Annotated in this window: 20 protein-coding genes and 4 tRNA genes; 13 read left to right on the top strand and 11 right to left on the bottom strand. The window is 69.5% G+C overall.

The annotated features are described in order from the left end of the window. Positions 1 to 5 precede the first annotated feature (5 nt). The 3 genes from hrpA (at position 6) to ACFYRX_RS16155 (ending at position 4,508) form a co-directional block, all read left to right on the top strand. Positions 6 to 3,965, top strand: a complete 3,960-nt coding sequence (gene hrpA, locus ACFYRX_RS16165; RefSeq protein WP_389099938.1) for an ATP-dependent RNA helicase HrpA — start codon at positions 6 to 8, stop codon at positions 3,963 to 3,965. Positions 3,966 to 4,058: 93 nt separating this feature from the next. Continuing rightward, positions 4,059 to 4,133: transfer RNA gene (locus tag ACFYRX_RS16160), tRNA-Asp, on the top strand. A gap of 183 nt (positions 4,134 to 4,316) precedes the next feature. After that, positions 4,317 to 4,508, top strand: a complete 192-nt coding sequence (locus ACFYRX_RS16155; RefSeq protein ID WP_389099936.1) for a DUF6274 family protein — start codon at positions 4,317 to 4,319, stop codon at positions 4,506 to 4,508. A 402-nt stretch (positions 4,509 to 4,910) separates the two neighbouring features. Here the strand turns inward: ACFYRX_RS16155 and bldC are convergent, their stop codons facing one another. Continuing rightward, positions 4,911 to 5,117: a developmental transcriptional regulator BldC gene (gene bldC / locus ACFYRX_RS16150; protein ID WP_003949541.1), complete on the bottom strand. Its 207-nt coding sequence runs from the start codon at positions 5,115 to 5,117 to the stop codon at positions 4,911 to 4,913. A 524-nt stretch (positions 5,118 to 5,641) separates the two neighbouring features. Beyond that, positions 5,642 to 6,484 (bottom strand): hypothetical protein, encoded by an 843-nt coding sequence (locus tag ACFYRX_RS16145; protein ID WP_389099934.1) that lies wholly within the window; start codon positions 6,482 to 6,484, stop codon positions 5,642 to 5,644. A gap of 222 nt (positions 6,485 to 6,706) precedes the next feature. On the opposite strand from ACFYRX_RS16145, the gene ACFYRX_RS16140 reads away from it, so the two are divergent. Further along, positions 6,707 to 7,807, top strand: coding sequence for a Leu/Phe/Val dehydrogenase (locus ACFYRX_RS16140; protein WP_389099932.1), 1,101 nt, complete (start codon positions 6,707 to 6,709; stop codon positions 7,805 to 7,807). Positions 7,808 to 8,088: 281 nt separating this feature from the next. Beyond that, complete coding sequence (locus tag ACFYRX_RS16135) at positions 8,089 to 8,349, top strand: DUF3073 domain-containing protein (RefSeq protein WP_389099930.1); 261 nt, start codon at positions 8,089 to 8,091, stop codon at positions 8,347 to 8,349. A 138-nt stretch (positions 8,350 to 8,487) separates the two neighbouring features. Here ACFYRX_RS16135 and purM read toward each other — a convergent pair whose 3' ends face one another. From purM to purS, 8 genes are all read right to left on the bottom strand, one after another. After that, on the bottom strand, positions 8,488 to 9,552 hold the full coding sequence (gene purM, locus ACFYRX_RS16130; protein ID WP_389099928.1) for a phosphoribosylformylglycinamidine cyclo-ligase: 1,065 nt from the start codon (positions 9,550 to 9,552) through the stop codon (positions 8,488 to 8,490). A 45-nt stretch (positions 9,553 to 9,597) separates the two neighbouring features. Beyond that, entirely contained in the window at positions 9,598 to 11,124 is a 1,527-nt protein-coding gene (gene purF, locus ACFYRX_RS16125) for an amidophosphoribosyltransferase (protein ID WP_389099926.1), read from the bottom strand. 57 nt (positions 11,125 to 11,181) lie between these two features. Continuing rightward, positions 11,182 to 12,045: an META domain-containing protein gene (locus ACFYRX_RS16120; RefSeq protein ID WP_389099924.1), complete on the bottom strand. Its 864-nt coding sequence runs from the start codon at positions 12,043 to 12,045 to the stop codon at positions 11,182 to 11,184. Positions 12,046 to 12,111: 66 nt separating this feature from the next. Continuing rightward, entirely contained in the window at positions 12,112 to 12,909 is a 798-nt protein-coding gene (locus ACFYRX_RS16115) for a sterol carrier family protein (protein WP_389099922.1), read from the bottom strand. Positions 12,910 to 13,138: 229 nt separating this feature from the next. Further along, on the bottom strand, positions 13,139 to 14,377 hold the full coding sequence (locus ACFYRX_RS16110; RefSeq protein ID WP_389099920.1) for a hypothetical protein: 1,239 nt from the start codon (positions 14,375 to 14,377) through the stop codon (positions 13,139 to 13,141). Positions 14,378 to 14,541: 164 nt separating this feature from the next. Then, complete coding sequence (gene purL / locus ACFYRX_RS16105) at positions 14,542 to 16,800, bottom strand: phosphoribosylformylglycinamidine synthase subunit PurL (RefSeq protein ID WP_389099918.1); 2,259 nt, start codon at positions 16,798 to 16,800, stop codon at positions 14,542 to 14,544. Further along, the gene (purQ, locus tag ACFYRX_RS16100) at positions 16,797 to 17,477 is read right to left on the bottom strand and encodes a phosphoribosylformylglycinamidine synthase subunit PurQ (protein ID WP_062025387.1); all 681 of its coding nucleotides are present in this window, start codon (positions 17,475 to 17,477) and stop codon (positions 16,797 to 16,799) included. The genes purL and purQ overlap by 4 nt, the downstream gene beginning before the upstream one ends. Continuing rightward, entirely contained in the window at positions 17,474 to 17,737 is a 264-nt protein-coding gene (purS, locus tag ACFYRX_RS16095) for a phosphoribosylformylglycinamidine synthase subunit PurS (RefSeq protein WP_015659417.1), read from the bottom strand. The genes purQ and purS overlap by 4 nt, the downstream gene beginning before the upstream one ends. Positions 17,738 to 18,006: 269 nt before the next feature. Between purS and ACFYRX_RS16090 the strand changes: the two genes are divergently transcribed. The 8 genes from ACFYRX_RS16090 (at position 18,007) to ACFYRX_RS16055 (ending at position 22,667) form a co-directional block, all read left to right on the top strand. Next, positions 18,007 to 18,324, top strand: coding sequence for an Lsr2 family protein (locus ACFYRX_RS16090; protein WP_389099915.1), 318 nt, complete (start codon positions 18,007 to 18,009; stop codon positions 18,322 to 18,324). Between the two features lie 166 nt (positions 18,325 to 18,490). After that, positions 18,491 to 18,562, top strand: a tRNA-Gly gene (locus tag ACFYRX_RS16085). Positions 18,563 to 18,642: 80 nt separating this feature from the next. Further along, positions 18,643 to 18,718: transfer RNA gene (locus tag ACFYRX_RS16080), tRNA-Gly, on the top strand. A gap of 125 nt (positions 18,719 to 18,843) precedes the next feature. Continuing rightward, on the top strand, positions 18,844 to 19,785 hold the full coding sequence (locus tag ACFYRX_RS16075; protein ID WP_389099913.1) for an ABC transporter ATP-binding protein: 942 nt from the start codon (positions 18,844 to 18,846) through the stop codon (positions 19,783 to 19,785). Next, positions 19,782 to 20,597 (top strand): ABC transporter permease, encoded by an 816-nt coding sequence (locus ACFYRX_RS16070; protein ID WP_389099911.1) that lies wholly within the window; start codon positions 19,782 to 19,784, stop codon positions 20,595 to 20,597. Before ACFYRX_RS16075 ends, ACFYRX_RS16070 begins: the two co-directional genes overlap by 4 nt. Before the next feature lie 18 nt (positions 20,598 to 20,615). Next, on the top strand, positions 20,616 to 21,866 hold the full coding sequence (locus ACFYRX_RS16065; RefSeq protein WP_389099909.1) for a sensor histidine kinase: 1,251 nt from the start codon (positions 20,616 to 20,618) through the stop codon (positions 21,864 to 21,866). A gap of 94 nt (positions 21,867 to 21,960) precedes the next feature. After that, a complete protein-coding gene (locus ACFYRX_RS16060) occupies positions 21,961 to 22,569 on the top strand; it encodes a response regulator (protein WP_389099907.1) in 609 nt (202 codons plus the stop codon). 22 nt (positions 22,570 to 22,591) lie between these two features. Then, positions 22,592 to 22,667, top strand: a tRNA-Gly gene (locus tag ACFYRX_RS16055). A 60-nt stretch (positions 22,668 to 22,727) separates the two neighbouring features. On the opposite strand, the gene ACFYRX_RS16050 is transcribed toward ACFYRX_RS16055, so the two are convergent. Then, entirely contained in the window at positions 22,728 to 23,627 is a 900-nt protein-coding gene (locus ACFYRX_RS16050; protein ID WP_389099905.1) for a phosphoribosylaminoimidazolesuccinocarboxamide synthase, read from the bottom strand. Between the last annotated feature and the right edge of the window lie 26 nt (positions 23,628 to 23,653).

Raw genomic sequence — 23,653 nt, 5'->3', positions numbered from 1 at the left:
CGCGTATGTCTACGCATCCTGCCCCCGCCCCCGGCACCCCCGCTTTCGGGGAGCTCGCCGCCCGCCTGACCGAGCTGTCCCTGCGTGACGCGCACCGGCTCGGGCGCAGGCTCGAAGGTGCGCGCAAGATCCGCAAGCCCGAGGCGCGGACCGCCGTACTGAACGAGATCGAGGCCGAGGTCGGCAAGGGCGCTGAGCGGACCGCCGCACGGCGTGCGCGCGTGCCCGCGGTGACCTACCCCGAGCAGTTGCCGGTCAGCCAGAAGAAGGACGAGATCGCCGCCGCCATCCGTGATCACCAGGTCGTGATCGTGGCCGGTGAGACCGGGTCCGGCAAGACCACGCAGATCCCGAAGATCTGCATGGAGCTGGGCCGGGGCGTCCGCGGCATGATCGGGCACACCCAGCCCCGTCGTATCGCCGCCCGTACCGTCGCCGAGCGGATCGCCGAGGAGCTGGACACCCCGCTCGGCGAGACCGTCGGCTGGAAGGTGCGGTTCACCGACCAGGTGAACCCGGAGGCGACCTTCGTCAAGCTGATGACGGACGGCATCCTGCTCGCCGAGATCCAGACCGACCGCGAGCTGTACGCCTACGACACGATCATCATCGACGAGGCCCACGAGCGGTCCCTCAACATCGACTTCCTGCTCGGGTACCTGGCGCAGTTGCTGCCCAAGCGGCCCGACCTCAAGGTCGTCATCACCTCCGCGACCATCGACCCCGAGCGGTTCTCCCGGCACTTCGGGGACGCGCCGATCGTCGAGGTCAGCGGCCGGACGTATCCGGTGGAGGTCCGCTACCGGCCCCTCCTGGAGGAAGACTCCGAGGACTCGGACCGCGACCAGATCACCGCGATCTGCGACGCCGTGGAGGAGCTCCAGGACGAGGGCAAGGGGGACATCCTCGTCTTCCTCTCGGGTGAGCGGGAGATCCGGGACACCGCGGACGCGCTCACGAAGAAGGCGTACCGCTTCACGGAGGTCCTCCCCCTGTACGCCCGGCTCTCGCACGCCGAGCAGCACCGCGTGTTCCAGCAGCACACCGGCCGCAGGATCGTTCTGGCGACCAACGTTGCCGAGACCTCCCTGACCGTCCCCGGCATCAAGTACGTCATCGATCCCGGCTTCGCCCGCATCTCCCGCTACAGCCACCGCACCAAGGTCCAGCGGCTGCCCATCGAGGCGGTCTCGCAGGCCAGCGCCAACCAGCGCAAGGGGCGCTGCGGCCGTACCTCCGACGGCATCTGCATCCGGCTGTACAGCGAGGAGGACTTCGAGGCCCGCCCGGAGTTCACGGACGCCGAGATCCTGCGGACGAACCTCGCCTCCGTGATCCTGCAGATGACCGCGGCCGGGCTCGGCGACATCGAGAAGTTCCCGTTCATCGACCCGCCGGACCACCGCAACATCCGGGACGGCGTCCAACTCCTCCAGGAACTGGGCGCGTTCGACCCGACGCAGAAGGACGTACGCAACCGGCTCACCCAGACCGGCCGCAAGCTCGCCCAACTGCCCGTGGACCCGCGGCTCGCGCGCATGGTCCTGGAGGCCGAGAAGAACGGCTGTGTCCGCGAGGTCATGGTCATAGCGGCCGCGCTGTCCATCCAGGACCCGCGCGAGCGCCCGGCCGACAAACAGACCCAGGCCGACCAGCAGCACGCCCGCTTCAAGGACGAGACCAGCGACTTCCTCGCCTACCTCAACCTGTGGCGGTACGTCCGCGAGCAGCAGAAGGAGCGGGGTTCCAGCTCCTTCCGGCGCATGTGCAAGCAGGAGTACCTCAACTTCCTGCGCATCCGCGAATGGCAGGACATCTACACCCAACTGCGCACGGTCGCCAAGCAGATGGGGATCCATCCCAACGAGGACGACGCGGCCGAGCAGAGCGTCCACGTCTCCCTTCTCGCCGGTCTGCTCTCGCACATCGGCATGAAGGACGTGAAGGACGGCAACAAGAACGAGTATCTCGGCGCCCGCAGCGCCAAGTTCGCGATCTTCCCGGGCTCCGCGCTCTTCAAGAAGCAGCCGCGTTTCGTCATGTCGGCGGAGCTGGTGGAGACCTCCCGCCTGTGGGCCCGGGTCAACGCGAGGATCGAGCCGGAGTGGGTCGAGCCGCTCGCGGAGCACCTGCTGAAGCGGACGTACTCCGAACCGCACTGGGAGAAGGACCAGGCGGCGGTGATGGCGTACGAGAAGGTCACGCTGTACGGCGTGCCGATCGTCGCCCAGCGGAAGGTGAACTACGGCCGGATCGACGCGGAGGCCTCCCGCGAGCTTTTCATCCGCAACGCACTCGTCGAGGGCGACTGGCGCACCCACCACAAGTTCTTCGCCGACAACCGCCGACTCCTCAGCGAGGTCGAGGAGTTGGAGCACCGGGCGCGGCGCCGGGACATCGTGGTCGACGACGACACCCTGTTCGACTTCTACGACCAGCGGGTGCCCGAACACGTGGTGTCCGGGGCGCACTTCGACTCGTGGTGGAAGCGGAAACGGCAGGAGCAGCCGGAGTTCCTGGACTTCGAGCGGGCGATGCTCATCCGGGAGTCCGCGGAGGCGGTCACCAAGGACGACTACCCCGACTCGTGGCGGCAGGGGCCTTTGAAGTTCCGGGTCACGTACCAGTTCGAGCCGGGCGCGGACGCGGACGGCGTGACCGTCCACATCCCCCTCCACGTCCTGAACCAGGTGACGGACGAGGGCTTCGACTGGCAGATCCCGGGCCTCAGGGAGGAGCTGGTGACGGAACTGATCCGTTCCCTCCCCAAGCCGATCCGGCGCAACTACGTGCCGGCGCCGAACTTCGCGAAGCGGTTCCTGGACTCGGCCGTCCCGCTCCAGGAGCCCTTGACGGTCACGATGGCGCGCGAGCTGAAGCGCATGGTCGGGGTCCCCTTCGACGCGGAGGACTTCGATCAGTCGAGGATCCCGGAGCATCTGCGGATCACGTTCCGGATCGTCGACGAGCGGCGCCGCAAGCTGGCCGAGGACAAGGACCTGGAGGCCCTGCGGCTGCGGCTGCGGCCGAAGGCACGCCAGGCGATCTCGCAGGCCGCTGCGGCCACGGCGGAGCGCGAGGGCGGGGAGTCCCTGGAGCGCAAGGGCCTGACGGACTGGACGATCGGCGCCCTCACCCGGGTCTTCGAGACGCGCCGGGCCGGTCAGCCGGTGAAGGCGTATCCGGCCCTGGTCGACGACGGCGACACGGTCTCCGTCCGTCTCTTCGACACGGAGGCGGAGCAGGCCGAGGCGATGTGGAAGGGCACGCGGCGGCTGATCGTGCGCAACATCCCGGTGAACCCGGCGAAGTTCGCCTCCGAGAAGCTGACGACCCCCCAGAAGCTGGCGCTGTCGGCGAACCCGCACGGCTCGATCCAGGCCCTGTTCGACGACTGCGCGACCGCCGCGGCGGACAAGCTGATCGGCGACTTCGGGGGCCCGGCGTGGGACGAGGAGTCGTACCGGAAGCTGTACGACAAGGTGCGGGCGGAGATCGTCGACACGACGGTGCGTACGGTCGGGCAGGTGCAGCAGGTGCTCGCCGCCTGGCAGGCCTGTGAGCGGCGCCTGAAGACCGTGCGGAGCCCGGCGCTGCTGGCGAACCTGGCGGACGTGCGGGCGCAGTTGGACGCGCTGGTGAAGCCGGGGTTCGTGACGGCGACGGGTCTTCGGCGGCTGCCGGACCTGATGCGGTACCTGGTCGCCGCCGACCGCCGGCTCCAGCAGATGGCGACGAACGTCCAGCGGGACACGACCCGTATGGAGAAGGTCCACGAGATGCAGGACGAGTACGCCTGGCTCCTGGAACAGCTCCCCCAGGGGCGGCCCGTCCCGCAGCAGGTGCTGGACGTCCGCTGGATGATCGAGGAGCTCAGGGTGAGCTATTTCGCCCACGCCCTCGGCACCGCGTACGCCATCTCGGACAAGCGGATCGTGAAGGCGATCGACGCGCTCGCTCCGTAACGCCTCCCGTACACAGGGTGAGTTCGACCAGGCCCGCCCGCTCCTGTACAGTCCTTCTCGCAGCGCAACGCAGCAATAAGCGCCGCGAAACCTGGTCCTGTGGAGCAGTTTGGAGTGCTCGCCACCCTGTCAAGGTGGAGGCCGCGGGTTCAAATCCCGTCAGGACCGCAGTTGGAGCGAGGCCCGCAACCCGGCGACGGGAAGCGGGCCTTCTTCATGCGCCGCCGCCTTCATGTGACGCCGCACCGGCCGAGTGCGGCCCGTCGGTGTCCATGCCGTCTTGACGGCGTCTCCGGAGCCCGGTACCCAGAGACCAGGGCCCGTTCCTCGCGGAGCCTCTGGAGGTGGCGTATGGCGACGACGGCCAGGCACGAGACGCGGGCCCTGCTCCGCGCGCACCTGTCAGCCGCGTCGTCGTATCGGCATCTGACCCGCCACTGCCCCATCTGCCACCGTCTGCTGCGGCTGGCGATGGACTCCGCCCCGCAGGCCGCCGCGGCGCCGGAGGAGGCCAGGGAGGACGAGAGCCCCTCCCCCGCGTGACCCCCTCTAGCGCACATGAACCAGGAGCAACAAGGACCCTGGCATGTGACGGGAGTCACCGCATGAGTTTTTGAAACCGTGGAACTTACCACTCTCCTACAACTGGTCAATTTTATATGTGCAATTGCACTACTGATCGCATCTCCGTCAGGGTCCGGTCAGAAACGGTCCCACAGGAGATCCGACACCCCTCCCCAGACTCCGACAAGCCCGCTCACAGCGGCGCCGGTCCCTCACGGTTCGCGCACAAAAAAGATCGCGCTGGACTCGGCGGAGTCCAGCGCGATCGACGACGAGGTTGAGAATGGGCCCTGTTGGGGCAGGACCCGCGTCGTGTGGAGCAAGGGTTCGGACGCCTCGACCAGTTGGGGGACCAGCCGGTTTGCCCGGTTATTCAGTTGTTCAGGCCTCGCTGCGCTGCTGCGGGATGCCCGCGAGCAGAGCACGGACCTCCGCCTCGCGGTAACGGCGGTGCCCGCCGAGCGTGCGGATCGACGTGAGCTTGCCGGCCTTCGCCCACCGCGTGACCGTCTTCGGGTCCACGCGGAACATCGTGGCGACCTCAGCCGGGGTCAGCAGCGGCTCGGCATCAGGGGTGCGAGCGGTCATGAGCGGCCTCCTCGGGAGAACCGATCGTTCTCGGTTCATTCCTCTAAATTCTGCACCTTGACCCGCGTTGCCCGAAATGGCGGATGCGGGTCGAGTCGGTTATAGGACGAACGGCTTGTCCTCGGCACTACAACTACACCATCTGTCCAGCCGCGTCGGCCAAACCGATGGAATTGCCCCCCAGGTGTTCATCGGCGACGGAAGCCGATGGACCATGCCATAGCGGACAGTCACGCCACTGTGACGATCAGTCACAGAGCGATCAGGAGTCAACAGACCCCCCAAAGCGGAACCTCCCCCGGGCCCCTTGTCCTATTTTGGCATGAGGAGGGGCAAGAGATGCAAGAGCCGGGTACGTGCGGTCCGTCACGCTTGACACTTCGTGAGGCGTACGCCCGGAACGGGACCTACGTCCCTTGTCGGCGAGACTTCAGGGAAAACTGGGACACCTTGAGCCAGGACGAAACCCCAAAACGGGCGTCAGGTCAAACGCCAGTTCGTGACATGGCGCACAGCGAGCCCGTTCAGTTCGCCGAGCGACGGTCCCTGACGGCCCGCCAGCGCTCCACGAGCCGCCCGTAGGCCTCACCCGCCGCGGCCCCGTCACCGTGCCTGAGCGCCTCGACGCCCTCCGCCACGTCCGCCGCCGAGTGGTCGTCCTCCAGGTCGCCCGCCGGGAGTACATGCACCAGACCGCCGTAGTCGAGCTCGACCAGCGCGCGCGGATGGAACTCCTCCAGCCAGCGCCCTACGTCGATCAGGCCGTCGATGAGCGGCCCCTCGTCGATGGTGTCCCTGAGGGTCCGCAGGGCCCGCGCCACACGCCGCCGGGCCTGCACCATGGGCGTGCGGTAGCGCAGCGTCGGCGGGGTGTCCCCGGAGCCCTTGTCGAAGTGCCGCTCCTCGTCGACGACCAGCACGAACCAGTTCAGCGGCACCTGCCAGGTCGCGGTGCGGATCCAGGGCCGGGCATCGGGGTTGCGGGCGAGCCAGCGCTCGTAGTCCTGGGCGCTCTGGCGGCGTACGAGCTCGGGCAGGACCGCGTCCAGGACCGGCCCCGGCAGCTCCTCCCCGAGCTCCTCAAGGGCCAGCCAGCCGCGCAGCCGGGTGCGCCACGGACACACGCACACCACACCGTCCACGTCGAGCACGAAGGCGTCGGCGCTCTCCTGCACCGGCACCGCGACGGGCGGGGTGGGCAGCAGGTCGGCCAGTGAGCGGCGCAGTTCGTCCTGGTACGACGGACGGTCCGGGCGGCGGGCGTAGCGGGCCCAGTGGCCGCGCTCGGGCTCGGGGAAGGCAGCCAGTGGTTCGTACACGCGCAGATAGGTCGCGTACGGGACGATCACCGAGGACACCTTGGGCACGCCTGCTCTCTCCCCCGCAGCCTGCCGGGAAAACCTGCGAAACCCGCACACAAACGTGCGGGAAAACCATGCGAATCGTCGCACGCCCGTGCATCTGGAGAAGGTGATCCTGAGCACTGCACGGCCTCGGGCCGTCCCAAGCCCTAATCTCGTGCTCACCGGCCCCGCCACCTACACGGGAGCCGGTGCCCCATCGCCGCAACTTACCCAGGAGTCACCACAGTGACCGACGTAACCGGCGCCCATGCTGATGTGCTGCACACCCTGTTCCACTCGGACCAGGGCGGCCATGAGCAGGTCGTGCTCTGCCAGGACCGCAGAAGCGGCCTCAAGGCCGTCATCGCCCTCCACTCCACCGCGCTGGGCCCCGCGCTCGGCGGGACGCGCTTCTACCCGTACGCGACCGAGGCGGAGGCCATCGCCGACGCGCTGAACCTCGCGCGCGGGATGTCGTACAAGAACGCCATGGCCGGCCTCGACCACGGCGGCGGCAAGGCCGTGATCATCGGGGACCCGGAACGCGACAAGAGCGAGGAACTGCTCCTGGCGTACGGCCGGTTCGTGGCCTCCCTCGGCGGGCGCTACGTCACCGCGTGCGACGTCGGCACGTACGTCGCCGACATGGACGTCGTCGCCCGTGAGTGCCGCTGGACGACGGGCCGCTCCCCCGAGAACGGCGGCGCCGGGGACTCCTCCGTCCTCACCGCCTTCGGCGTCTACCAGGGCATGCGGGCCAGCGCCGCGCACCTGTGGGGCGACCCCTCGCTGCGTGGCCGGCGGGTGGGCATCGCGGGCGTCGGCAAGGTCGGACACCACCTCGTGGAGCACCTCCTGGAGGAGGGCGCCGAGGTCCTGATCACGGACGTGCGGCGGGAGGCCGTCCAGCGGGTCGCCGAGCGCCACCCGTCCGTCGGCGTGGTCACCGACACCGGGGCGCTCGTCCGGAGCGCGGGCCTCGACATCTACGCCCCCTGCGCGCTCGGCGGCGCCCTGAACGACGACACGGTGCCCGCGCTGAGCGCTCGGATCGTGTGCGGGGCGGCCAACAACCAGCTCGCCCACCCGGGCGTCGAAAAGGACCTCGCCGACCGCGGGATCCTCTACGCGCCGGACTACGTGGTGAACGCCGGCGGCGTCATCCAGGTCGCCGACGAACTGCACGGGTTCGACTTCGAGCGGTGCAGGGCGAAGGCCGCCGAGATCTACGACACCACGCTCACCATCTTCGCACGTGCGAAGGAGGACGGGATTCCGCCGGCCGCCGCGGCCGACCGGATCGCCGAGCAGCGGATGCATGAGGCGGCCACGGAACGGGCCCGCTGAAGTCAGGCCGGTACCCGTCGGCGCACACTTGGAGAGAACTCTCACGTTCGTCGGCGGGTCGGCCGCCAAGAAGTGGTTAAAATCGCGGTTGACCAGCGGGGACGGGGCTCCCCGAGGGTTCTGGGTTCGGGCACGTCCTGCGGGCGACGTACCGTATGGGCGTGGGCTCAGGTACCGTGGAAGCCCTACGGACCGGTCTCTCCGCGGAGAGCCCGTTCCAGATCATGAACGCGTGTCAAGACTCTGGGGCCGCCGGGCCCCGTATCCGAGGGGGTCGAGCCATGGGGCGCGGCCGGGCAAAGGCCAAGCAGACGAAGGTCGCCCGCCAGCTGAAGTACAGCAGCGGCGGGACAGATCTGTCGCGTCTGGCCAATGAGCTGGGCGCTTCGACGACTTCGAGCCAGCCGCCTAACGGCGAGCCGTTCGAGGACGATGAGGACGAGGACGACCCGTACTCCCAGTACGCGGATCTCTACAACGACGACGATGAGGACGAGGACGACCAGTCCGGTCCTTCGTCGCAACAACGCCGCGGCGCGTAGTGCTTGCAGCGGCCTAGCCGTTGGCTCACCCGGTCCGGAGCTTTCAGCGCCGGACCGGGTTTTGTGCTGCCGTTACGGGGGTTGCGCCCCGGGCCCCGCCCCTCGAACGCCGGAGGAGCGGGTCCTGGGCATAGCCGCCTACGCGTAGTCGCCCACCAGCTCCGCGCCCGTTCCCTTGTCGCCGCGGTCCGTGATCTCGCCGGCGATCCACGAGTCGACCCCGCGGTCGGCCAGGGTCTCCAGGGCCACGTCCGCCGACTCCTGCGGGACGATCGCGATCATGCCGACGCCCATGTTCAGGGTCTTCTCCAGCTCCAGGCGCTCGACCCGGCCCGTCCTGCCGACGAGGTCGAAGATCGGGTCCGGGGTCCAGCTGGTGCGGTCCACGACGGCGTGCAGGTCGTCGGGGATCACGCGGGCCAGGTTGGCGGCGAGGCCGCCGCCGGTGACGTGCGAGAAGGCGTGCACGTCCGCGGTGCGGATCAGGGCCAGGCAGTCCAGCGAGTAGATCTTGGTGGGCTCCAGGAGCTCCTCGCCGAGGGTGCGGCCGAGCTCGTCGATCCGGGCGTCCAGGGCCAGGCCGGCCTCGTTCAGGAGCACATGCCGCACGAGCGAGTACCCGTTCGAGTGAAGACCCGAGGCCGCCATGGCGATCACGGCGTCACCCTTACGGATGCGATCCGCGCCGAGCAGCCGGTCGGCCTCCACGGCACCCGTCCCGGCCCCGGCGACGTCGAAGTCGTCCGGGCCCAGCAGACCGGGGTGCTCGGCCGTCTCACCGCCCACCAGGGCGCAGCCGGCGAGCACGCAGCCCTCGGCGATGCCCTTGACGATCGCGGCGACACGCTCGGGGTGCACCTTGCCGACACAGATGTAGTCGGTCATGAACAGCGGCTCGGCACCGCACACCACGATGTCGTCCATGACCATCGCGACCAGGTCGTGGCCGATGGTGTCGTAGACGCCCATCTGCCGCGCGATGTCGACCTTGGTGCCGACGCCGTCGGTGGCGGAGGCGAGGAGGGGACGCTCGTAGCGCTTGAGGGCGGAGGCGTCGAAGAGGCCGGCGAAACCGCCGAGGCCGCCGAGGACCTCGGGGCGCTGCGTCTTCTTCACCCACTCCTTCATCAGCTCGACGGCGCGGTCGCCCGCTTCGATGTCGACGCCCGCGGCTGCGTAGCTGGCACCAGTTGTCTCAGACATGGCAGTAGAGGACCTTCGTGTCGTACGGCAGGTATGGCGGGCTGTCTACGGGCGACGGATCGCGTCGGCCGCGGCCGTGGCGGCGGGCCCCGCGGCCAGCTCGGTCTCCAGGAGCTGCTTGCCGAGCAGCTCGGGGTCCGGGAGCTCCATCGGGTACTCGCCGTCGAAGCAGGCGCGGCACAGGTTCGGCTTGGCGATGGTGGTCGCCTCGATCATGCCGTCGATGGAGATGTACGAGAGGGAGTCGGCGCCCAGCGAGGTGCCGATCTCGTCGATGGTCATGCCGTTGGCGATGAGCTCCGCGCGGGTGGCGAAATCTATGCCGAAGAAGCACGGCCACTTCACGGGGGGCGAGGAGATCCGGATGTGGACCTCCGCCGCGCCCGCCTCGCGGAGCATCCGTACCAGGGCCCGCTGGGTGTTGCCGCGCACGATCGAGTCGTCGACGACGACCAGGCGCTTGCCCTTGATGACTTCCTTGAGCGGGTTCAGCTTCAGGCGGATGCCGAGCTGGCGAATGGTCTGCGAGGGCTGGATGAACGTACGGCCGACGTAGGCGTTCTTCACGAGGCCCGCGCCGAAGGGGATGCCGGACGCCTCGGCGTAGCCGATGGCGGCCGGGGTGCCCGATTCCGGTGTCGCTATGACCAGGTCGGCGTCGACCGGGGCTTCCTTCGCGAGCTTGCGGCCCATCTCCACGCGGGAGAGGTACACGTTCCGGCCGGCGATGTCGGTGTCGGGGCGCGCGAGATAGACGTACTCGAAGACACAGCCCTTGGGCTTCGCTTCCGCGAATCGGGAGGTGCGCAGGCCGTTCTCGTCGATGGCGACGAACTCGCCCGGCTCGATCTCGCGGACGTAGCTCGCGCCGCAGATGTCCAGGGCGGCGGACTCGGAGGCGACGACCCAGCCGCGCTCCAGGCGCCCGAGGACCAGCGGGCGGATGCCCTGCGGGTCGCGGGCGGCGTAGAGGGTGTGTTCGTCCATGAAGACGAGGGAGAAGGCACCCTGCACCTTCGGGAGGACGGAGTGGGCCGCCTCCTCGATGGTCAGCGGCTTGCCGTCCTCGTCGACCTGGGCCGCGAGGAGCGCGGTGAGCAGGTCGGTGTCGTTGGTGGCCGCCACACGCGGGCTGCGGCCTTCCTGCTTGGGCAGGTCGGCGACCATCTCGGCGAGCTGCGCCGTGTTGACCAGGTTGCCGTTGTGGCCGAGCGCGATGGAACCGTGCGCGGTGGCACGGAACGTCGGCTGGGCGTTCTCCCACACGGAGGCGCCGGTGGTCGAGTAGCGGGCGTGACCGACCGCGATGTGACCCTGGAGCGAACCGAGCGAGGTCTCGTCGAAGACCTGGGAAACGAGGCCCATGTCCTTGAAGACGAGGATCTGTGAGCCGTTGCTGACCGCGATTCCCGCGGATTCCTGGCCTCGATGCTGGAGGGCGTAGAGCCCGAAGTAGGAGAGCTTGGCGACCTCTTCGCCCGGAGCCCAGACACCGAAGACGCCGCAAGCGTCCTGGGGGCCCTTCTCGCCGGGGAGCAGGTCGTGGTTGAGTCGTCCGTCACCACGTGGCACGGTTCCGAGTGTAGGCGAGATCGACCACTGGGCCGAATGCGCGGAGAGTGGGCTTTCTTACTCCGCGCGGGCCCGAAGATCCTCACCCGCGGCTGTCGTGAGCGTCAGAGAATCACGTTCCTGCTGGTAGGAGACCTTCCCGGAGAGGATTTCGGTGAGCTCGCGCTCGGTCTTCATCACCGGACCGGAACACACCATGCGTGTGGTCGCCAGGCGCCCGAACTCGATGGTGCCGCTCCTCACGGTGGCCTTGCCGTGGAACGTGTTGCAGCCGAGGCTGCCGGTGACGGTGTTGTCGCCGGTGAGCGTGAGATACGCCTTGGTGTCCGTCTTCGTGTCTGCCGTCGTCTCGACGGCCCAGCGGGTGCCCTTGAGGGGCGGGGTCGCCGCGGGTCCGTCGCGCAGGGTGATGCTGTCGCCGTCGGGGCTGGTCAGGGTGAGGGTCCGGGCGCCGTCCCGCTCCTCGATCGCGGCCTTGAGGTCGTTGTCGAAGACGCCGATGAACTTCTCCTCGAACTCGCCCACCGGGCCCGGGCAGCCCATCGTGGTCATCGCGAGGTCGGAGATCTTCACGGTGTCGCCCACGATCTCGGAGTCTGCGCCGAAGCTGTTGCAGCCGACGCTGCCACCGGAATCGCCGCCGCTGATGTCCGGCTCGGCCGCGCCGGGCTTGAAGGTGATCTCGGCCTCGCCGTGCCGGGAGCCCTTTCCTTCCGGGAGGAGATGGTCCTTGCCGTCCACGGTCACCTTCTGGGGGATCCAGCGGGTGTCCGCGATGGCCGCCGCGATGGCCGGGGCCTTCTTGGTCTCCCCTTCGCCGACAGCGCCGCCTCCGCTGCCGGACTCCGTGCCGCAGGCGGCCAGGACCGCTGTCCCGGCCAGGGCTGCGGCGGCGTACTTCACGCAGGTCGTCCGCTTCATGGCTCTTTGACGCACGAGGCGGGCCACGGGTTCGGTGTCGTTATCAGTCCGTTGTCATGCTCGCCGTCAACTCATCAGGGGCAGCAGCCCGCCCAGGTCCGCCCGCTCCCCGCTCGCGCTGACCCTGGCCTCGCCGAGGGCGTCCTGCCAGGTCAGTCGCCCGGTGGCGAGCCGGATCCAGGTCAGCGGGTCGGTCTCCACGACGTTCGGCGGGGTGCCCCGGGTGTGCTTCGGCCCCTCGACGCACTGCACGACGGCGTACGGCGGGATCCGCACCTCGGTCGAGCCGCCGGGCGCCTTGACGGCGAGGGCGTCGGCGAGGAGGCGCGTACAGACGGCGAGGGCCTGGCGGTCCTGCGGGACGTCGAGGCCGGGCACGGCGGCGTTCAGGTCGTCGGTGTGGACGACGAGCTCGACGGCACGGGTGACCAGGTAGTCGGCGAGGGGCAGCGCACCCGCGTTGGTCTGCAGGAGCCGGGTGCCGGGATGCGCGTCCAGCAGCTCGGTCAGGATCCGGTCGACGTCCGTGAGGTAGGCGTCGAGGTCGGGGTGCTGTTCGGCGAGGCCCCGGGTGAAGTCGGCGATGGCCGCGGAGCTGGCCGCGGTGGCGAAGGGCCAGTCGAGGACCGTGGCGTCCTGCCGCGCGGGCGCCGGCAGCTCCAGGGCCCGGTGGACGGCGGTGACCGCCATCCCGATGTGCGCGGCCAGTTCCCGTACGGTCCACCCGCCCAGGCGCGTCTTCAGCGCCAACTGCTCCGGGCTCAGGGTGCGTACGGCCTCCCGTACGTTCCCGAGCTGGGCCTCGACGGCCTTGCGGACCTTGAGGGGGTCGTAGGTACGGGCGCGCTTCCTGACGGTGGGCATGGCGGCGAGCCTAAGGCCTGTCCGGCGGATCATGTCGGCGTCGCGGGGCCTGGCACACCGATCTGCCGCGTTGTCGTCCCTCTCCCCCACTCTCGACTTCGCTCGAGCGGGAAGGCCCCCTCGCCGCGTCGACTCCCTCCTCCGCCTTGCAACTCGACGCACCAGGCCCCGCTCATCTGCGCTGACAAGGCCAAGCCCCTTGGAGCCGGCCTGATCCGCCGGACAGGCCCTAGTCGGCGCGGAAGGCGGAGGCGGCCGGGAAGGTGACGTCGGTGCAGCCGCGGCGGTGGGCGACGTCGTCGACGTAGGCGCGGAAGACCTCGGCGAGTTTCGCGGTCATCAGACGGTCGTAGCCGTAGGCGATGGTCATGGTGTGGATCTGGGGTGCGCCGTCGCAGACGGAGGAGGCCCACCAGATGGGGTCCTCACTGCTGCGGCCCGCCTTGCCGGGTTCGGCCGGTTCCGGCGTCTCGTTGCCGTCGGTGCTGGTGAGGTAGACGTTCTTGGCGTCCTCGCCGGAGTAGGTGTGCAGGGAGACGAACCACTGGCCGGGGCGTTCCGGGCGGACCAGGTGGTCGCCGGCCTCGGATCCCGCGGTGTAGAGACCGGTCGCCCGGCCGGTGCTGACGAGAAGGCCGCACTGCTCGTCCCAGAGCCGGTCGTCCGTGCGGCTTTCGAGGACCTGGTCGGGGAACTGCTCCTGCTTCGCGAAGCCCGCCCTGCCGTACCAGCCGCAGGTGCCCTTCGCGTCGGCGGCCGGTGTCGGGCCCGCGGGCAGCGCGGCGATGTTCCGCGGTGCGTCGGGCAGGCGCTCGGTGCAGCCCAGCCGGTCCGCGAGGTTGTTGGCGGTGAGCACGGCGATCTCGGCGAGGGTGTCGCGGTCGCCCGCGCTCAGCTGACCGTCCTCGCTGAACGGTCTTCCGAGATTGGCCAGTTCGGCTCGCGCCCACAGGCCCTTGACGGTCTCGCGGCCCGACTCGCCGTCGGCGCAGGGGAGTTGGACCGTCACTCCCGAGTCGCCGACCAGGCCCGTGATGCCGCCGCCCAGCGGCTGGGCGGGGTGGGTGGGAGCGCCGGACGGATCGACGAGCTCCTTCATCGGGTCGTCGGCGAGCACCCGCGAGTCCCCGGGAACGAGGCCCACCGCGCCGGTGAAGAACCAGCGTTCGCCGCTGCTCGTGCCGTATTTCTCGCCGGCTCCGGTGCTGAATATCTCGCAGTCCTGGCCGCCCGAGAGGTCGCCCATCTGAATGGTGCCCTCGTCGGCCACGCGGTGGGTGATGGTGCCGCCCGCCGGGGAAAGCGCGAGCACCCGTCCGGCCGGGACGAGTCCGGCGCAGGCCTCGTCGATCTGGTGGCGGCCGCTCAGGACCTGCCAGATCTCCTTGCCGCCCCAGATGGTCCCGGCGACGGCGACCAGACACACCAGCACGTTCGCCGACTTCCGCACACGCTCAGGTACCCGCACCGCTCCCCCGTCCCCCGTACACCTGCGAACACCCCCGAACCTATCAACCGCCACTGACATCGATACACGTACACGGGTTCCGGCGGCGGCAGGACGAAGGCCCCGCCGGTGTGAGAACCGACGGGGCCTTCGTCGTCGTACGACTACTGGCGACCGACTACCGGCTACTTGAGCAGCGCCGGGATCGTCTCCTCGTAGGCGACCCGCAGTTCCTCCAGCGACAGCTCGAACTCGCCCTGGAGCTCGACCGAGTCGCCGTCCACGACGCCGATGCGGGTGACGGGCAGGCCCCGCGCGCCGCACATGTCGTTGAAGCGGAGTTCCTCGGAGCGCGGCACGGCGACGACCGCGCGGCCCGCCGACTCGGAGAAGAGGAGGGTGAAGGCGTCCAGACCGTCCGGGACGATCAGGCGCGCGCCCTTGCCGCCGAGCAGCGCCGACTCCACGACCGCCTGGATCAGGCCGCCGTCGGAGAGGTCGTGCGCGGAGTCGATCATGCCGTCGCGGGAGGCGGAGATCAGGATCTCGGCCAGCAGCCGCTCGCGCTCCAGGTCGACCTTGGGCGGCAGGCCGCCGAGGTGGTCGTGGATCACCTGGGACCAGGCCGAGCCGCCGAACTCCTCACGCGTGTCGCCGAGGAGGTACAGCAGCTGGCCCTCCTCCTGGAAGGCGACCGGCGTGCGGCGGGCGACGTCGTCGATGACGCCCAGGACCGCGACGACGGGGGTCGGGTGGATGGCGACGTCGCCGGTCTGGTTGTAGAGCGAGACGTTGCCGCCGGTGACCGGGGTGCCCAACTGCTGGCAGGCGTCGGCCAGTCCACGGATGGCCTCAGCGAACTGCCACATCACCGCCGGGTCTTCGGGCGAGCCGAAGTTCAGGCAGTCGGAGACGGCGAGGGGCTTGGCACCGGTGGTCGCCACGTTGCGGTAGGCCTCGGACAGCGCCAACTGGGCGCCCGCGTACGGGTCCAGCTTGGCGTAGCGGCCGTTGCCGTCCGTCGCGATCGCGACACCGAGGCCGGTCTCCTCGTCGATGCGGATCATGCCGGAGTCCTCCGGCTGGGCCAGCACCGTGTTGCCCTGCACGAAGTGGTCGTACTGGGACGTGATCCACTTCTTGGAGGCCTGGTTGGGAGAGCTCACCAGCTGGAGGACCTGCTGCTTGAGCTCGTCGCTCGAAGCGGGCCGCGGCAGCTTGTTGGCGTCGTCCGCCTGGAGGGCGTCCTGCCACTCGGGGCGGGCGTACGGGCGCTCGTAGACCGGGCCGTCGTGCGCGACCGTGCGCGGGTCGACGTCGACGATCTTGCCGCCGTGCCAGTAGATCTCCAGCCGGTCGCCGTCGGTGACCTCACCGATCACCGTGGCGATGACGTCCCACTTGTCGCAGATCTCCAGGAACCGGTCGACCTTCGACGGCTCGACGACCGCGCACATGCGTTCCTGCGACTCGCTCATGAGGATTTCCTCGGGCGAGAGCGTGGAGTCGCGCAGCGGTACGTCGTCCAGCGTCACGCGCATGCCGCCGGAGCCGTTGGAGGCCAGCTCGCTGGTGGCACAGGACAGACCGGCCGCGCCGAGGTCCTGGATGCCGACGACCAGCTTCTCCTTGAAGGCCTCCAGGGTGCACTCGATGAGGAGCTTCTCCTGGAAGGGGTCGCCGACCTGGACCGCGGGACGCTTCGACGGCTTGGCGTCGTCGAAGGTCTCGGAGGCGAGGATGGACGCTCCGCCGATGCCGTCGCCGCCCGTACGGGCCCCGTACAGGATGACCTTGTTGCCCGAGCCGGAGGCCTTCGCGAGGTGGATGTCCTCGTGCCGCATCACACCGATGGCACCGGCGTTGACCAGCGGGTTTCCCTGGTAGCAGGCGTCGAATACGACCTCGCCGCCGATGTTGGGGAGGCCGAGGCAGTTGCCGTAGCCGCCGATGCCCGCCACCACACCCGGCAGCACGCGCTTGGTGTCCGGGTGGTCGGCCGCACCGAACCGCAGCGGGTCCACGACCGCGACCGGACGGGCGCCCATCGCGATGATGTCGCGGACGATGCCGCCGACACCGGTGGCCGCGCCCTGGTAGGGCTCGACGTACGAGGGGTGGTTGTGCGACTCGACCTTGAAGGTGACGGCGTAGCCCTGGCCGACGTCGACGACACCGGCGTTCTCGCCGATGCCGACGAGGAGGGCATCGCTCTGCGGGGCCTTCTCGCCGAACTGGCGTAGGTGCACCTTGGAGGACTTGTAGGAGCAGTGCTCCGACCACATCACCGAGTACATGGCGAGCTCGGCGCCGGTGGGCCGGCGGCCGAGGATCTCCACGACCCGCTCGTACTCGTCCTTCTTCAGGCCGAGTTCGGCCCAGGGCAGCTCGACGTCGGGGGTCTCGGCCGCGTGCTCGACCGTGTCCAGAGGCGTCCGGCTCATGCGTTGACCAGCTTCTTGAGGATCGAGGTGAAGAAGGGCAGGCCGTCGGTGCGACCCGTGCCGATCAGCGGCTCGGTGGCGTGCTCCGGGTGCGGCATGAGGCCTACGACGTTCCCGGCCTCGTTGGTGATGCCGGCGATGTCGCGGAGCGAGCCGTTGGGGTTGAAGTCGAGGTAGCGGAAGACGACCCGTCCCTCGGCCTCCAGCTTGTCCAGCGTGTACTCGTCGGCGACGTACCGGCCGTCCATGTTCTTCAGCGGGATGTGGATCTCCTGGCCGGACGCGTAGTCGACGGTCCAGGCGGTGTCCGCGTTCTCCACCCGCAGCTTCTGGTCGCGGCAGATGAAGTGGAGGTGGTCGTTGCCGAGCATCCCGCCGGGAAGCAGGTGGGCCTCGGTGAGGATCTGGAAGCCGTTGCAGATGCCGAGGACCGGAAGTCCTGCCTTGGCCTGCTCGATGACCGTCTCCATCACCGGCGAGAAGCGGGAGATGGCGCCGGCCCGCAGATAGTCGCCGTAGGAGAAACCACCGGGGAGGACGACCGCGTCGACCTGGTGGAGGTCCTTGTCCTTGTGCCAGAGGGCGACCGGTTCGGCGCCCGCGAGGCGGATCGCGCGCTGGGTGTCGCGGTCGTCGAGGCTGCCGGGGAAAGTGACGACGCCGATACGAGCGGTCACTTCGCCGCCTCCGCCACTTCTTCGACCTTGACCGTGAAGTCCTCGATCACGGTGTTGGCGAGGAAGGATTCCGCAAGATCGTGGATGCGGGCGAGCGCGGCCTCGTCGACCGGTCCGTCAACTTCCAGTTCGAATCGCTTTCCCTGACGTACGTCGGAGATGCCTTCGAAACCCAGTCGCGGCAGTGCTCGCTGCACCGCCTGGCCCTGGGGGTCGAGGATCTCCGGCTTGAGCATGACGTCGACTACGACGCGTGCCACTGGCACTCCCGGTGGTGTGGTGCTGAGCAGGTTCCTTCAGACTACCCGCACAAAATTTCTACGCGCGTTGAGTTGTAGGAATCTACGTGACGGCCATCACGGGCCGACACAGCGGAGGACGTCCGCGAAAATTTCCGGGAAAGATCTCGGATCGACACCCGATACCTATTGCGCTCGGACACGCGGAAGGATTTAGTCGAGCTTCACAATGCATTGTCGGGCACTGTACAAATGAATTGGCAACGTGCCGTACGAAGGGACCGATATTCGTGGCGCAGAAGGTCGTGGTCACTCTCTCTGACGACATCGACGGCTCGGAAGCGGCGGAAACGATCGCCTTCGGACTCGACGGCAAGTCGTACGAGATCGACCTGAATCAATCCAATGCCGAGAAACTGCGTAAGGCGCTCGAGCCGTACGTGGAGGCCGGCCGCAAGCGGTCCAGGTCGGGCAAGGCGTACAAGCAGACCGAGGTCGCTCCCGACCCGGCGGCGGTCCGGGCCTGGGCCCAGGCCAACAAGATGGACGTCCCCGCCCGCGGACGGATCCCGAAGAAGGTCTACGAGGCGTTCGCCGAGGCTCAGTGAGTCGAGGGCCCGAGCGTCCTGGTCCTGAAGGCCTCGCCCGCGTGCCGGGCCGACGCCGGGTCACCCGCCCCTCGGGACAACCGACTTGCGTTGCACCCCACCTGGTCAGCTAGAGTCTGGAGCACGCCGAGGGGCAAGGCCGAAAGGCCCAGCTCACGAAGTACACGCGGGTGTAGTTCAGTAGTAGAACATCCCCCTTCCAGGGGGAAGGCGCAGTGTGCAATTCCTGTCACCCGCTCTGCACCGTCGATCCGACCACTGCTGTGGATCAGGTAGGCTGGTGCTCGCGCCGATCGGTGAGAGCCGGTCGGAGGCAATGCGGACGTAGCTCAGTTGGTAGAGCGCAACCTTGCCAAGGTTGAGGTCGCCAGTTCGAACCTGGTCGTCCGCTCCACAGAGAAGACCCCGGTCATCGCGACCGGGGTTTTTTCATGCCCTCCCACTCCGTCTGACATTTGTCATACGGAGTGGTGACACCGCGCACTGCTGTCGCGCCCGGTCCGCCGGGACGCTGAGTTCATGAACACCGACGAACACGAACACGTGATTGCGGTCACCGGCCTGCGGCGTGTGTACGGGGGCGGGTTCGAGGCGGTGCGCGGAATCAGTTTCTCCGTGGCACGAGGAGAGGTCTTCGCCCTGCTGGGTACCAACGGGGCCGGCAAGACCTCCACCGTCGAACTGCTGGAGGGGCTCGCCCCGCCGACGGACGGACGGATCAGCGTCCTCGGACACGATCCGTACACGGAGCGGGCCGCCGTACGCCCACGCACCGGGGTGATGCTCCAGGAGGGCGGTTTTCCGTCCGAGCTGACCGTTGGGGAGACCGCGCGGATGTGGGCGAGCTGCGTCAGCGGGTCCCGGCCGCCGCTGGAGGTGCTGGAACTGGTCGGGCTCGCCCGGCGGACCGGTGTACGGGTCAAGCAGCTGTCCGGCGGGGAGCGGAGGCGCCTGGATCTGGCCCTCGCGCTGCTCGGCGACCCCGAGGTGCTGTTCCTCGACGAGCCGACCACCGGCCTGGATGCGCAGGGGCGCCGGGACACCTGGGAGTTGGTGCGGGCGCTGCGGGACCGCGGCACGACCGTGCTGCTCACCACGCACTACCTGGAAGAGGCCGAGGAACTCGCAGACCGGCTGGCGATCCTCCACGAGGGGCGCATCGCCGCCACCGGAACGACGGCCGAGGTGACCGCCGGACAGCCGTCCCGGATCTCCTTCCGGCTGCCCGACGCCTACCACCTCGGCGATCTCCCCCCGCTCGATTCGCTGGGCGTGTGCGGACACGAGGTCGACGGGCGGGTCGTACGGCTCAGGACCCGGGAGCTTCAGCGGGCGGCCACCGGGCTGCTGGTGTGGGCCGAGGCGGCCCGGGTCGAGTTGCACGGTCTCGACGTGCGGTCGGCGTCCCTGGAGGAGGCGTTCCTCGGGATCGCCCGGGAAGAGAAGGAGCGGGTGGCATGAGCGGGAGCGCGATCGGGAGTACGGCGGCACGTGTCACGGAGCGTGCGCTCACCACTCCGGCCGGGCGTGTCACCGCGCTCGCGCGGGCCGAAGTGACGCTGTTCCTGCGGAGCAAGGGCATGATCCTCTCGGCGGTGTTCCTGCCGCTGGTACTGCCCTTCAGCCTGCGGGCGAGCATCCCGGAGGCGGACCTGAAGGACGAGGGGCTCAGCCTCGGACTGCTGCTGATTCCCGGGGCCGTCGGCTTCTCGCTGCTCTTCGCCGTCTACCTCGCCCTGATCGGCGTGTTCGTCGGGCGGCGCGAGGAGTTGGTCCTCAAGCGGCTGCGCACCGGGGAGCTGCGGGACCACGAGATCATGGCGGGGGCGGCGCTGCCGGCCGTCGTCACGAGCCTCGTGCAGTGCGTGCTCCTCGCCGTGGGGTGCTCGGTGCTGCTCGACGTGGCCGCGCCGAAGGCACCCCTGCTCGCCGTCCTCGGTGTGCTCCTCGGGCTGCTGATGAGCGCGGCCCTCGCCGCACTCACGGCGGGTTTCACCCGGACCGTGGAGAGCGCGCAGGTCACCGGCCTGCCGTTCGTCATGATCACGATGATGGGCTCGGGGGTCGCCGTCCCGCGGGAATTCCTGCCCGACCGGCTCGCCTCGGTGTGCGAACTGCTGCCGTTCAGCCCGGTGATCACGCTGGTCCGCGGTGGCTGGAGCGGCGGCCTCTCCACCTACGAGGCGCTGGGAGCGGTGCTGACGGCGGTGGCCTGGACCGCGCCGGCCGTGTTTGCTGTACAGCGGTGGTTCCGCTGGGAACCCCGGCGCTGAACGTACGGGGGCAGGCAGATGCGTGGGTCGGGCGAGGTGGGCGGAGCGGGCAGGGTGGGCGGTTCGGGTGGCTGGTGGCGGCGTAAGAGCACGCCGGCCAAGGTGGAGACGTACACGCGCTGGTCGTTCCACTTCTTCGCGCTGATCGAGGTCGCGGCGATCGGGCTGCCGGTCCTCGGGCAGATGCCGGGCGCACCGGCCGCCTGGCTGCTCGCGCTGGTCTGCGCGCACGCCCTGGTCTGCGCGGTCACCGCGTCCCGGGCGCTCGACTGGACCCGGGGGCGGCGCGAGCAGCCGGTGCGGATGCTGTGGGTGCTCGGCGCGGTGACCATGCTCGTCGCCTGCGTCACGATCGGGATCGCCGAGCGGGGTCCGGGCGGCGACGACGTCGACGCCGCTGCGGCGTCGGTCTTCGCGGGTGTGCTGGTCTTCGCGGGCGGCACCGGTGCGCTGGCGATCCGCCGGCGTCGGAGGGCTGCCGCGTCGGTGTGTGGCTTCGCAGCAGGCGCCGTGATCGGCGGGTTCCCGCTCGGCATGGCCCTTCCCGGCGCGCTGGCCCTCGGGTTCGGCGTGTTGGTCGGCGCCGCCTTCCTCGCCTTCACCTCCGTCTTCTCCGTCTGGCTCCTCGACGCCGTCTACGAACTCGACGTGGCGCGCGAGACCCGCGCCCGGCTCGCCGTCGCCGAGGAACGGCTGCGGTTCGGGCGGGACCTGCACGACGTGGTGGGCCGGAACCTGGCCGTGATCGCGCTGAAGAGCGAGCTGGCCGTGCAGCTGGCGCGGCGGGGCCGGGACGAGGCCGTGGACCAGATGACCGAGGTGCAGCGGATCGCGCACGAGACACAGCGCGAGGTGCGGGATGTCGTACGGGGATACCGGGAGGCCGACCTGAGGGCCGAACTGGCTGGAGCGCAAGGGGTGTTGACGGCTGCCGGCATCGACTGCCAGGTCACCGGGGAGTCTGCCGGGCTGCCTGCCGAGGTGCAGTCGGCGCTCGGCTGGGTGGTCCGGGAGGCCACCACGAACGTCCTGCGGCACGGCGACCCCCAGCAGTGCACGGTGACCGTGCTCATGGAGCAGGAACGGGTGGTGCTGACCGTGGAGAACGACGGGGCGCTGCGGGCGACGGGTACCGGCGGTTCCGGTCTCGCCGGACTGCGGGAACGGCTCGCCGCGGTGGCCGGGACGCTGGAGGCGGGCCGGGTGCGCGAGGGTGTGTTCCGGCTGGTGGCGGAGGTGCCGTTGACGGCGGGAGAGGCGGTCTCGTGAGGGCCTTCGGTAGCGAGGGAGGTGGCGCTCGGTGAGGGCTCCTGGTGGCGATGGGGTCGGTGGTGCCGTGACGGGTGGCGGCCGAGGTGGTCCCGTGACCGTGCGGGTGCTGCTCGCCGACGACGAGCATCTGATCCGGGGTGCGCTGGCCGCGCTGCTCTCCCTGGAGGACGACCTCGTGATCGTCGCGGAGGCGGCGACCGGTCCCGAGGCGCTGGCGATGGCCCGGGCGCACGAGCCCGACGTCGCCGTACTCGATCTTCAGATGCCCGGCGCGGACGGTGTGAAGGTCGCCACATCCCTGCGGTCCGAACTGCCCTCGTGCAGGGTGCTGATCGTCACCAGTCACGGTCGGCCGGGGCATCTGAAGCGGGCCCTCGCGGCCGGTGTGCGGGGGTTCGTGCCGAAGACCGTGAGCGCGCGGAAGCTCGCCGAAATCATCCGCACGGTGTACGCGGGAAACCGTTACGTCGACCCCGAGTTGGCCGCCGACGCGATCTCCGCGGGGGACTCGCCGCTGACCGCCCGAGAGGCCGAGGTGCTGGAACTCGCCGCCGACGGCGCCCCCGTCGCGGAGATCGCCGAACGGGCCGCGCTGTCGCAGGGGACCGTCCGGAACTACCTGTCGTCGGCGGTGTCCAAGCTCGGAGCCGAGAACCGGCATGCGGCGGTGCGGCTCGCACGGGAGCGAGGTTGGGTATAGTGGTTCTCGCGCCACGGCGCATGCGAACGTAGCTCAGTTGGTAGAGCGCAACCTTGCCAAGGTTGAGGTCGCGAGTTCGAACCTCGTCGTTCGCTCCACTGCAAAGGCCCCCGGTTCCCCGGGGGCCTTTCGCGTTACGCCTCGCGTTAGGACTCGTGTTACGACCAGCTCAGGCCCGTAAGACGCTCGTACGCCTCGACGTACTTGGCGCGGGTCGCGTCCACGACCTCCTGCGGCAACGGCGGCGGGGGCTGCTCGCTCTTCCGGTCCCAGCCGGACTCCGCCGAGGTCAGCCAGTCGCGCACGAACTGCTTGTCGTACGACGGCTGCGCGCGCCCCGGCTCCCACTGGTCGGCCGGCCAGAAGCGGGAGGAGTCCGGGGTGAGGACCTCGTCCGCGACGACGAGGGTCTCCCCGTCGAAGCCGAACTCGAACTTGGTGTCCGCGAGGATGATCCCGCGGTCCTTGGCGATGTCCCGGCCGCGGGAGTAGACGGCGAGGGTCGCCTGGCGCAGCTGGGCGGCGGTGTCCGCGCCGACCTGGCGGGCGACCTCCTCGTAGGAGACGTTCTCGTCGTGCTCGCCGACGGCGGCCTTGGTGGCCGGGGTGAAGATCGGCGCGGGAAGCTCGCTGCCGTCGACCAGGCCCTCGGGGAGGGCGAGGCCGCAGACCGTGCGGGACTCGTTGTACTCCAGCAGGCCGGAGCCGGTGAGGTAGCCGCGGGCGACGGCCTCCACCGGGACCATCCGGAGCGACTTGCAGACCATGGTGCGGCCCGCCCAGTCGGCGGGGGCTCCCTGCGGCACCTCGGTGCTCAGGACGTGGTTGGGCATCAGGTCGGCGATCTGGTCGAACCACCAGAGCGACAGCTGGGTGAGCACGCGACCCTTGTCGGGGATCTCCGTCGGCAGCACCCAGTCGAAGGCGGAGATGCGGTCGCTGGCGACCATCACGAGGTCGCCCGCCTCGTTCTGGTACAGCTCGCGCACCTTGCCGGTGTGCAGGTGCACCAGACCCGGAACCTGGAGCGGCTCGGGCTTTTCTACGAATCCGGACACGGTTCCTCCCCGTGGTTATTTCCAAC

It is taken from the genome of Streptomyces sp. NPDC005374, assembly GCF_042872225.1.
GTDB lineage: Bacteria > Actinomycetota > Actinomycetes > Streptomycetales > Streptomycetaceae > Streptomyces.
Note: the sequence above shows the minus strand (reverse complement) of the source record. Positions and strands in the feature narration are given on the sequence as shown.